At 62.8% G+C, this 9,488-nt stretch carries 9 protein-coding genes; 2 read left to right on the forward strand and 7 right to left on the reverse strand.

Going from position 1 to position 9,488, the window contains the following annotated elements; genetic code table 11:
- Positions 1-720: 720 nt before the first annotated feature.
- The 6 genes from ACFV15_RS36785 to ACFV15_RS36810 are packed head-to-tail and all read right to left on the reverse strand — an operon-like array spanning position 721 to position 5,076.
- The gene (locus ACFV15_RS36785; protein WP_378356561.1) at positions 721-1,092 is read right to left on the reverse strand and encodes a hypothetical protein; all 372 of its coding nucleotides are present in this window, start codon (positions 1,090-1,092) and stop codon (positions 721-723) included.
- Positions 1,089-3,452 (reverse strand): hypothetical protein, encoded by a 2,364-nt coding sequence (locus tag ACFV15_RS36790; RefSeq protein WP_378356563.1) that lies wholly within the window; start codon positions 3,450-3,452, stop codon positions 1,089-1,091. Before ACFV15_RS36790 ends, ACFV15_RS36785 begins: the two co-directional genes overlap by 4 nt.
- Entirely contained in the window at positions 3,445-4,209 is a 765-nt protein-coding gene (locus ACFV15_RS36795) for a hypothetical protein (protein ID WP_378356565.1), read from the reverse strand. The genes ACFV15_RS36790 and ACFV15_RS36795 overlap by 8 nt, the downstream gene beginning before the upstream one ends.
- Positions 4,206-4,541, reverse strand: a complete 336-nt coding sequence (locus ACFV15_RS36800) for a hypothetical protein (RefSeq protein ID WP_378356567.1) — start codon at positions 4,539-4,541, stop codon at positions 4,206-4,208. Before ACFV15_RS36800 ends, ACFV15_RS36795 begins: the two co-directional genes overlap by 4 nt.
- On the reverse strand, positions 4,538-4,885 hold the full coding sequence (locus ACFV15_RS36805; RefSeq protein WP_378356569.1) for a WhiB family transcriptional regulator: 348 nt from the start codon (positions 4,883-4,885) through the stop codon (positions 4,538-4,540). Before ACFV15_RS36805 ends, ACFV15_RS36800 begins: the two co-directional genes overlap by 4 nt.
- Entirely contained in the window at positions 4,882-5,076 is a 195-nt protein-coding gene (locus tag ACFV15_RS36810) for a helix-turn-helix domain-containing protein (RefSeq protein ID WP_378356570.1), read from the reverse strand. Before ACFV15_RS36810 ends, ACFV15_RS36805 begins: the two co-directional genes overlap by 4 nt.
- A gap of 168 nt (positions 5,077-5,244) precedes the next feature.
- Between ACFV15_RS36810 and ACFV15_RS36815 the strand changes: the two genes are divergently transcribed.
- A complete protein-coding gene (locus tag ACFV15_RS36815) occupies positions 5,245-5,634 on the forward strand; it encodes a helix-turn-helix domain-containing protein (RefSeq protein ID WP_378356572.1) in 390 nt (129 codons plus the stop codon).
- Positions 5,635-5,817: 183 nt separating this feature from the next.
- On the forward strand, positions 5,818-6,933 hold the full coding sequence (locus ACFV15_RS36820; RefSeq protein ID WP_378356574.1) for a tetratricopeptide repeat protein: 1,116 nt from the start codon (positions 5,818-5,820) through the stop codon (positions 6,931-6,933).
- 1,728 nt (positions 6,934-8,661) lie between these two features.
- Here ACFV15_RS36820 and ACFV15_RS36825 read toward each other — a convergent pair.
- A complete protein-coding gene (locus ACFV15_RS36825) occupies positions 8,662-9,210 on the reverse strand; it encodes an NUDIX domain-containing protein (protein ID WP_378356576.1) in 549 nt (182 codons plus the stop codon).
- Positions 9,211-9,488: the final 278 nt, after the last annotated feature.

The raw sequence follows: 9,488 nt of genomic DNA on the forward strand, positions 1-9,488 counted from the left end.
GCTCTTGCCAGGCGGGGGCGGCCCCTGTCCGGGGCCTATACGCCCAAAGTCCGCGTGCACTTGGTGTTGCCTTCATCGTCGTTCAGCATTACATACAGGCTGATATTTGAACGACTGGTTGTCACCGTGATGTTTCCCGACCTGGCACCACTTTGCCCGGAGGCGCTGTGAGAAAAATGCTTCTGATCCATACCTGGAGCATTTACATACGTGTGGACGACCCCATATCCAGTTTGCCCCAGCCACCTCCACAGGTTGGTCCCCACGATCTTGAACGTGGTAGACCTGCTGGAACCGCTAATGTAGACCGACTCAATGTCGCCACCACAATTCGGCTTAGTGGGTGGGTCTGGCAGCGGACTAGCCGTTGCCGCAGATGTAAAAACGATGAAAAAAGCCATGACGGCTGAAATGAACGATGCACACGACCTACCGAGTCGCATTTGCTTCCCTCCCCGGAATCGCAAATAGCAAACTAACCAACGTGTACCCGACGCTCCCCGAAGCGCCTTTAGGGGTGAAGAGATTTTCTAGCGAGAACATCATTCCTACCGATGGTTGATCTTCACTGTCAAGCGCATACGCCCGTTTCGCCTGATTGGCCTACCCCGCAACACTCGGCTACGACCGGTGACGGGAAGCTACGAACGAGAGGAGCCTCCCCGCGTAGACGGGGAGGCTCCCTGTCATTGCCACCAGCCGAGAGGCCGTGACGGGTTGTTACCGGGTACGCCACGTGGCGTTCAGCGCGTCGGCCGCCGCGCTCATCCTGGCTAGCACCTGTTCGACGTCAGCACCGTCCACCATCACCCAGACTGAGCCGTCCAGGGCCGCTGTGAGCGTCGCTGAGACCCGTTCCGGCGGAGCGGGGGCGCTCTGCCGGGCGTGCCCTGGTTGGTCGCTCTCAGGCCGCTCAGGATTCTCCGGGCTGCCGTGGTGAGCGTCGTCGCTCGTGTCGCCGTCCTGGGAGCCGGTGCCGGGGTCTGCATCGTGGTCTGCCCTGTCGTGCTGGTTGCTGTCATGGCCGCTGCTGCCTTTGCGTGATTGTCGCGGGATGCTCGGTTGTGGATCACTGGTGTACTGGTCGGTCAAGGGGCACTCACCTCCCCTCGGCCTGTCGGCGGGGAGTCAGGGAGGGACCCCGGACCATCCCCCGAAACACCCCGTTTTCGGCCTGTTTTGGAGTTGCCCGGCTGGTGGGTCCCTGGAGTCCCTGAGCCGTGTTTCCCCTGGTCAAGGCAGGGACTTTGATCCAGGGACCCGACAGGGATAAGTCCCTGAGTCCCTGCCGGGTCCCTGACTGCATCCCTGTCCTTGTCGGCACGGCGGGCAAGCGCGTCGGCGACGTCTTCGGCGCGGATCACCTTGTTCCCGTCCGACTTGACGGGCCCGATCCCATAGGGCGCGAGCGCCGCCGCGAGATCCCGGAAAACCCACCCGTCGTACTCGCCGGGGTTGAGCCGCCGCAGCCGGTTGAGAACAGCTTGTGTCCGAACGCGACGTTCCCCGTCCATCACCGCGTCGACGTCCGCGAGATGATCGGCAACCGGTGCCGCTTCGATCTCCGGCACCGCACTCGCCTCGACCGCACGGCCCGCCTCCTCGATCAACGCCATGGCGCGGGCGATGACCGGGGACACGTCGTCGGCACCGTCCTCGAACGGCACGTAGAACCCGCGCACCAACTCGAACGTCTCATCGGTGATGCCGACCGCCACGCAGGTTCCCCGATCGGTGTTGATACGTAGTTCGGTCGCCCGGATACCCGCCGCGTACTTGCCCGATCCCAGCAGCCCGTCGTTGGCGACCTGATCGGCCACGGAGAACGCGACACCACACGAGACGTTGCGGGTGATCTCACGCGGGATGCTGTCCTTGGTCGGTGACTGGGTCGCCAGCAACAGAACGATCCCGTACTTGCGGCCACGCTTGATCAGCCGCACCGCCAGCTCTGCCGCTTTCTTGCCGTACTTGGGGTGCTGGAACAGTTCGTGACACTCGTCGATCCCGCACACCAGCGGGTGCAACCCGAGTGCGCGCTTGTCGGCGAGCTTGCGTGACACCTTCGGCGGGCTGCCCGGCTGCTCACCCAGAACCTTGCCGCGTCGCTCCATGTCGGACAGCAGATCCGCGAGTGCTTGCGTGGCCGCTTCGGCCACGCTGTCGTCCATTCCCATCCGGTAGCGGGACAGACGTGGCGCGAACGGGCCGAAGTCGGGTGACTCGCCCATCACGAACACCCACAACTCCGCCGTCGGGTCGAGTGCCGCGCCGAGCAGCAGCGTCCGCAACGCGGCCGACTTGCCCTGTCCCGGCCGCCCGCCGATCAGCCAGTTCACGCCGATCAACGGGGCGTTGATGACCAGACCTCGTTGCGACAGACCAAACGGCACACCGTCGAACAGATCAACCTGTCCCTCGTGGACCAGAGGCCAACTGCCGGCACCGGCCCTCAGGACGCCCTTGTCCGCGACCCACAGATCCAGGATTCCATCCTCATCTCCCTTGGTAGGCCACGTTTCCAGCGACGCCCGGCCCAGGTTCGCGGCCAGTTTGGACCGACGTGCCGCGACCATGTCCGCGGTGACTCCCATCGGCAATCTGATCTGCGCGAACGTGCCATCCCCGTCCGTGCGCGCGCCGACGGGGTAGTCCAGAACACCGCCGTTCTTGAAAAACCGATCCAACGGCCCGATACCCAGATGCGCCAACGCTGTCGAGATCATCCGCTCATCGATCCACGAATCAGCGTCCTCACGGTCCGGCCGGACGAGCCACCCGGCACCAGGCGTCTTGTCCCTGCCCTCGAACGCCGCCGCGACCAGCAACACCACCGGCAGCGTGTAGAGCAGGATCGGCACGGCCACCGTGAGCACCGACCACGTCGCCTCTATTCCTGTGTAGACGTTCGCCAGCCAGACCCACATGTCCTCTCGGGCCATCACCGAGTCGACCAGCCACAGAACGGCCGCGACCGGTGCCGTGAACCGGGCCGTGATCACCAGCCGCCGCAAGACGATCCCAACCTTGGCCCACCTCGCGGTGGCATCCGACCGGATCAACTCCTGAGCGGCCCGCCGCGCTTCGGAATCCCCGGCCATTCGGGCGCGGCGGGCATCGGAGCGCAGATCGGCGTAGGTGGCCCAACTCCAGAACTTCACCAGCCACCGCCAGTTACCCCGCACCAGAAACCACACCAGCCGCGCCACATCCTGCGGCACCTTCCGCGCTCGATACGCGGCCACCGACCGCGCCCGCACCACGGGCCCGGACCGCCAGACCCGCCCCGCCACACGCCGCGCGCGCTTGCACCAGCGTGCGGCCCGTCGCCGGACCGTCCGGCGACGCGGTTGCGGCAACGTGTCATCCACTAGCTCGCCATCCACGAGCGGCCCGACGTGTTCGACGCCGGACGCGCCCGCCCGCGCCAGCTCGTTCATCTCCCTACTCATGCGCGGCCCCCTCCGTGGTCTTGGAGGCAAGAGCAGCGGCCAGCCGCGACGACAGACCACGCGAACACCCCGTGACCTCCTGCACCCACGCCGGAGTCACGACCACATCAGGCGTCCACGCGCGCCGGGCGTCGGCGAGGTAGTCGGCGAACAGCCTCCGCCGCTTCGGCGGTTCATGAACCGGCGCCGCCGGTTCATGAACTTCCATGACTTTCGTGGCAGTCACGAACGCCGCTTGCACGGCGTCGGTGAGCTTGTCGCGAAGGTCGGTGACCGCCTCGGCCGCGACGAACACGACCAGCGGAGGCACCGAGTGCAGCACCACCCCGGCCGGTGAACCGGCCGCCCACGACGACCACGTGTTCATCACGTACGTGGCTGCCAGCGTCAGCCACTTCGCCGCACGCACCCACCGGCCCGTGGGGACCTGATACCGCGCGGTCACCTGCTCCGCCCGCAGAATCGCCAGCAGCACCAGGCACACCGTGGGATCGAGCAGCCACGCCGTCAGCCACGGCAGCGAACCGACCTCGGCCCCGGCAGCGGCGAACCACTGCACGTTCGCGGCGGTGAACGCCAGACCAAGGATGATCCCGGACCAGCACAGCCGGTCCACTTGCGCCCGGACCCGTTCCACCCGCAGCGCGATGACGTCCGGGTGCGTCTGGAACCGGCGAACCTCGGCCGCCTCGGCGGCGTCCTGTGCAAGCAGTTGCGCCCGCGTCAGCGGCACGTGCCGCACATCCTGATTCGTCATCGCCGACCACCACCCCGGCGGCGCGTGGTCGTGTCCATGGACGTGACCGTCAGCGCCCGAGTCAGGATGTGCGCCGCGATCAGATCCGGCACAGCCAGAACCACCACGAGCAACGTCGGGTTGCCCGGATGCGTGATCACCAGCCATTGCACGCCGACCATTGCGGTCCCCGTGAACAGCACCCGCCCGGCCAGCGACACCACGCGGGCGGATGCCCGTGCCGCGTCGGCGGCCTGCTTGGCCTTGCGGGCGCTGAACCGCCAGAACATCAGCAGCACCAGGAGCACGCCGACCCCGGCAAGAATCTGCATTGGCGTCAGGTGAACAGTCATCGCGCCTCACCCCCCGCCGAATCGGCGCGACGTCGCAGCCAGACGCTGTGAAGGGCGCGCCGATCACTCTCGGGAAGCGCACCCCAAACACCGATGGTCTCGCTACCAGCCGACCTAAGGTCGAGCTCCAAACACTCGTTGATCACCGGGCAACCTGCACACAGTCCGGCGGCAAGTTCCCTGTCGGGCGTGTCCTCTCCTGACGGTTCCGGGATGTCAGCCCGGTCGAAGGCCCAGAAGCACAGGCCGTCGCGGGCGACCAGGTAGGCCAGCAGGCCGTCCGGCGCGGCGGCGTACCGGTCCAACCCGGTCGCTATCTCTTCGTAGTCGTAGGTGCCAGTCATCGGGCACCCCCGCTGAGCAGCCGCCGGAGAGCGGCAGCAGGCACCACGAGGCGAGATCGACGTCGAACGGTCGGCAGTACGCCGATCCTGATCAGCTGGCAGACCTTGTCGGAATCGACGCCAAGAATCCACGCCGCGTGGCGAATGGAGTAGTTCGCCGGAGAACCGGCGTTGGGCATGTTCGTGTTCATTATGGAAGTCCTTAGAACGGTAAAGAAAGGATTTAGGCTGTAATTCACGCTGATATCAGCGCACCTGGAGATAGATGTGCCCCCGAATGCGCGACGCTGGCAGGGAACTGCCCGCGGACCGATGACCGCGCGCTAATCTCGGCTCTAAGGCGGAGCGCGGAGGAATACGTGTCGGAGAATTGGTCGGCGGTCGCGAAGGCGATCGACGAGCGCGTGAACGAGCTTGGCTTGCGGCAGCGTGAGCTTGCCGAGCGCTCGCACGTGTCGCAGGCGATCGTGCGCGAGTTGCAGCATCACACCGTTGAGCGCAAGCGAAGCGGCCGGACTCTTGAAGCGCTGTCGCTCGCCTTGGAGTGGCATCCCGGCCATCTCTCCGCGATCCTCAATGGACAGGTCCCGCTCAAACCCGGCGAGACTGGGGACCCGGTATTGGATGAGATCGCGACGCGTTTGGGAGCCATTGAGGACAGATTGCGAGATATCACCGACCGCCTTGACGCAATGGGTGCTCACCGCGTATCGGACGCCGCTCCAGCCGGCCGGGAAGACCGGCGGTAGAGCTGACATGGATGGCGACGGCCGACGCTCCAGCGTTGCTGTCGCCATGTGCTTTCCGTTTTCGTTCATGACTCAAGAAAACGGCATCGAGGCACGCTTTCGCAGGTGGCGGAGGTTAACCGCAGGACCATTAACCTCAATTAACCTTGCAGGTCAGAGCGGTTATCTGAGCAGGGACCCCTGATGGCTCCCGCCAAGATTCAGGTGGTCCGCAAGCAGCTTGGCTACAAGGCCGAAGCGGTCATCGACATGCTTTTGGCTCGCGCCGCACAACTCGGCGCACCTGTGATGAGCAAGGGCAGTCTCAAGACGAGACTGTCAGTGTGGGAGAACGGCCACGAGCAGGTCAGCGCACCGTATCAGCGCCTGTTTCGTGACATCTACGGCCGCACGAACGAAGAGCTTGGGTTTCCGCCGGAACAGATCGACGACGAAGCGGCAGAACTGCGGTCCCGCCTTGCGATCGCTCGGAATGTCGACCCGCAGACGGTTGACCTGTTCCGGGCGCAAGTCGACCTTGCGCGGCACGGAGACCGCCGGTTCGGCGGCGTCTCGCTGCTCGACCAACTCAGAAGCCAGATCGCGCAAGTTGAGGGCCTGCTTGAGTACAGCACCGTTCGCGGTCACCGCGAATCGCTCGCCGGAGTACTCACGGAAGCGTCCACATTGGCCGGTTGGGAGGCGCTCGACCGCAACGCGATTGCGCAATCCTGGAGCCACTATGAGCGGGCGAAAGCTGCCGCGCGTGAAGCCGGTTCGGCCGAGCTGCTAGCCCACGCAACCGCAGAACAGGCCTTTGTCCTCATCGACCTGGGTGAGACCGCTCAGGCGGTCGCGCAGCTGACACAGGCGCGGGCGCTTGCCGAGAACAAGGCGTCCCCGCTATTGCGAGCTTGGCTCGCAGCGGCACATGGTGAAGGCCTAGCGGTCGCTGGTCGCGGCGCTGACGCGCTGAAGGCTTTCGACGCTGCCGACGCGCTCTTGCCGCAAGATCCGGCCGACCCCGCGTTGCCGTTCTTGTTCCTCGGTGATTCGCACTTGGACCGCTGGCGCGGCAACGCCTTGGTGCGGCTTGGCGAACAGGACGCAATCGACAGGCTCACCGATGCGCTTGACCGTCTGCCCGCAGAGTTCATCCGGGCCAAGGTCGGGATGATGGTCGACCTTGCGTTCGCCTACACCACCGCAGGAGACCGCCGAGCCGCCCAGTACTACGCGCGACAGAGGCGTCAGCTTGGCTTACAGATCAAGTCTGATCGGCAGCTACGGCGGCTACGCGGGCTGACCTTGCCCGACTAGGTCTGATTTCAATCAGACCGCACTAGTACGACGGCGGGCCGTCAGGTGACTTGCCGAAATACGTCGAGCAAAAAGAGCCCTTATCACCGATTCGACGGTCGGCGCAATACTGGCAAACAAAGTTGCCTTACCTTGGAGGTACAGGCGAAGCCTGAAGTCTGTCAACGTGGAGAATTTCCGCACCTTGCAGTACTAAAGAAGCCATCTTGCAAGATCACCCGATTAGCCGATGTGCACGTTTCAGGGAGGCGGATACGTTCACTAGCGAACCTCGGGGAGGGGGTGACTTATTTAGTCATGCAGCGGCAGTGTATCCGCTAGTTATCATGCTCGTCACATCCTTGAGCAGCTAATTCTAAGGATAATACGATGCGAAAATCTTCTTTCTTTGTTGCACTAATTTCCACCTTCATGCTGGTAATTACAGGGGTTTCTTTCGCAAGTGACACGCCCCAGTCGTCAAACAGTCCCGCGCGAGTTCTGAAAAAGACGGAACAGGTAAAATGGCTGACAGGACTCGTGTTTCGTTCAACAAATAAGATCGCCAGCGAGTCTGACGCTCCGCCGAGCGGCGGATGTCCGGGTCGAGTTCAATTCAATACTATCGCAACCTATGTGAATCATATTTTGGAAGACACTGAGACATCGTATTCATCAGACATAATTTGCACGATCGGCGCTCCCGGCGAAACCATGCGTTACCTGAGAACCGAAGCATCGATGTACCTCAACGGAAACAAGCGAGAGCCAGACGCAAACCCTGGCGAGTGTTCTCATGAACTAGATGAACACCCTCCGTGTTTAGGCGTAGACTCAGCGCAGGCCGCATTTTGCCTTTCCTTTAGCGAACAGTGTGACGGTTACTATGGAGCGGCAGCCAACTACGAACTACTGCTTCCCGATGGTTGGGTGTGGACCAGTTGGCCACCAGATTGCCGCCTGCTCTTCGAGAGCGAGATCAGCTGCCTAATCGGAACTGAAACAAGGTTTGTTAGTCCAACACTCTAAGCAAGAGTAGACTATCGTAGGTTCCCGTCTACGATGAGAGGTGTGGCCATGGGGTTCTTTGACGACGCCGAAATGATAGCTGCTCATGAAAACAGCGAACCTCAGTCATTGGTAAAACACCTAGTACCCAGAACATCCTCCCTGCCGGTGAGTCTCGCTTGGGAGCGAGTCCTAGCTCGAAACGATTCTATCGTAATCGCACTCTCGACTGCTCGATGTTGGCCGGAGAACTTTAGTCTAGAACTGAGCGTATTCTCCAGGGAGCAACCGCAAGTTCGTGACAAGTTTATGATTTTTCCAAATTCTGCAAACAGGTACACCTTTGAGCCTGACTTGCAGGGCTTAAGGTTTGCATTACTGTTCTCGGACGGCCGCTACGTCACCAATCTTATTCCTCCTGGTGCACGTCAAGAGGAACAAGATAACGCTCCGATCCTTACCCCCTGGGGTGGAGGAGGGAGTGGCGGTGGCGCACAGAACGCTGGGTACTGGCGATGTGCACAACAAGTCGACGTGTGGCCACTCCCCCCGACCGGGGCACTATCCTTAATTATAGATTGGCCAAATGAGCAAATCGCCGAAGTTCGTCACGAGTTCAACGGCGAAGAGATCCTAGAGGCCGCAAAGCGGGTAGTATCCATATGGGATTAGCTGAGATTGCAAGGTCGGAACTCTGAGATATTGCCCAGGGTGTTGCACCTTGTCTTCTGATAGGTAGGTTCAGGAATTGCGTGAGGTCATGTAGTACAGCAACGACACCAGCGTTCCCGCACCGAGCAACTCTTGTCGTTGGGCAAGCTCGGTGACACGGGACAGCGGAACCCATTCGACGCGCCCGACCTCTTCGGTGTCGGTCGGCTCACCGATGTGTTCGGCCGCGCGCCAGAGATAGACGTCGACCGGGGCGGTCACCTGCCCAGGCAACGGCTCGAAGCTCACGAGGTGCTCAGGCTTGCCGATCGGCTGCCATCCGCTCTCCTCGGCCGCTTCGCGGGCGGCGGTCACGGCCGCGTCTTCCCCGTCGTCGACCATGCCGCCGAGCAGCTCGTAACCCCATTGCTCGGTGGCGAACCGGTAGCGCCACAGCATGAGCGCCTCATCCTGGTCATTCACGATCAGCGCGATAGCGATCCGTGCCAGATGAACGACGTGGTAATCCCACCGTTCACCGTTCGGCGCCTGCACGTCGGTCAGTCCGACCTTGACCCATTTGTTGTCGTAGACCAGACGCTCGCCGAACGTCTGCCACGACCCATGCTCGTCAGCCACAGCGGCAGCCTACGGGTTGCGCGCGGGTGGTTGGGCGGATTCGCTACGAACGGACCAGGGCCTTGAGTCGCCCGATCCGGCGCTGCTGTCGGGCTGAGCCGATGTCAGCGGCGAGCGTCGCTGCGCGGGTGGCGTGAACGCGTGCTTGCTCCCGCTCGCCGACCGTCGCGAACGCCATCCCAAGGTAACTAGTCAGGTCTCTGTCACGTGGTGATCGTGGTGCTGCGATGATCACCACGTGACCGGGGATGTGCGTCCGTCGTATGACGAGCTTGCTG

The sequence above is a fragment of the Amycolatopsis sp. NPDC059657 genome (assembly GCF_042734395.1).
Lineage (GTDB): Bacteria > Actinomycetota > Actinomycetes > Mycobacteriales > Pseudonocardiaceae > Amycolatopsis.

Excerpts from the sequence above, each read along its gene's own strand:
- ACFV15_RS36790 (WP_378356563.1), bottom strand. The coding sequence starts at position 3,452 with ATGAGTAGGGAGATGAACGAGCTGGCGCGGGCGGGCGCGTCCGGCGTC.
- ACFV15_RS36795 (WP_378356565.1), bottom strand. The coding sequence starts at position 4,209 with ATGACGAATCAGGATGTGCGGCACGTGCCGCTGACGCGGGCGCAACTG.
- ACFV15_RS36800 (WP_378356567.1), bottom strand. The coding sequence starts at position 4,541 with ATGACTGTTCACCTGACGCCAATGCAGATTCTTGCCGGGGTCGGCGTG.
- ACFV15_RS36805 (WP_378356569.1), bottom strand. The coding sequence starts at position 4,885 with ATGACTGGCACCTACGACTACGAAGAGATAGCGACCGGGTTGGACCGG.
- ACFV15_RS36810 (WP_378356570.1), bottom strand. The coding sequence starts at position 5,076 with ATGAACACGAACATGCCCAACGCCGGTTCTCCGGCGAACTACTCCATT.
- ACFV15_RS36820 (WP_378356574.1), top strand. The coding sequence starts at position 5,818 with ATGGCTCCCGCCAAGATTCAGGTGGTCCGCAAGCAGCTTGGCTACAAG.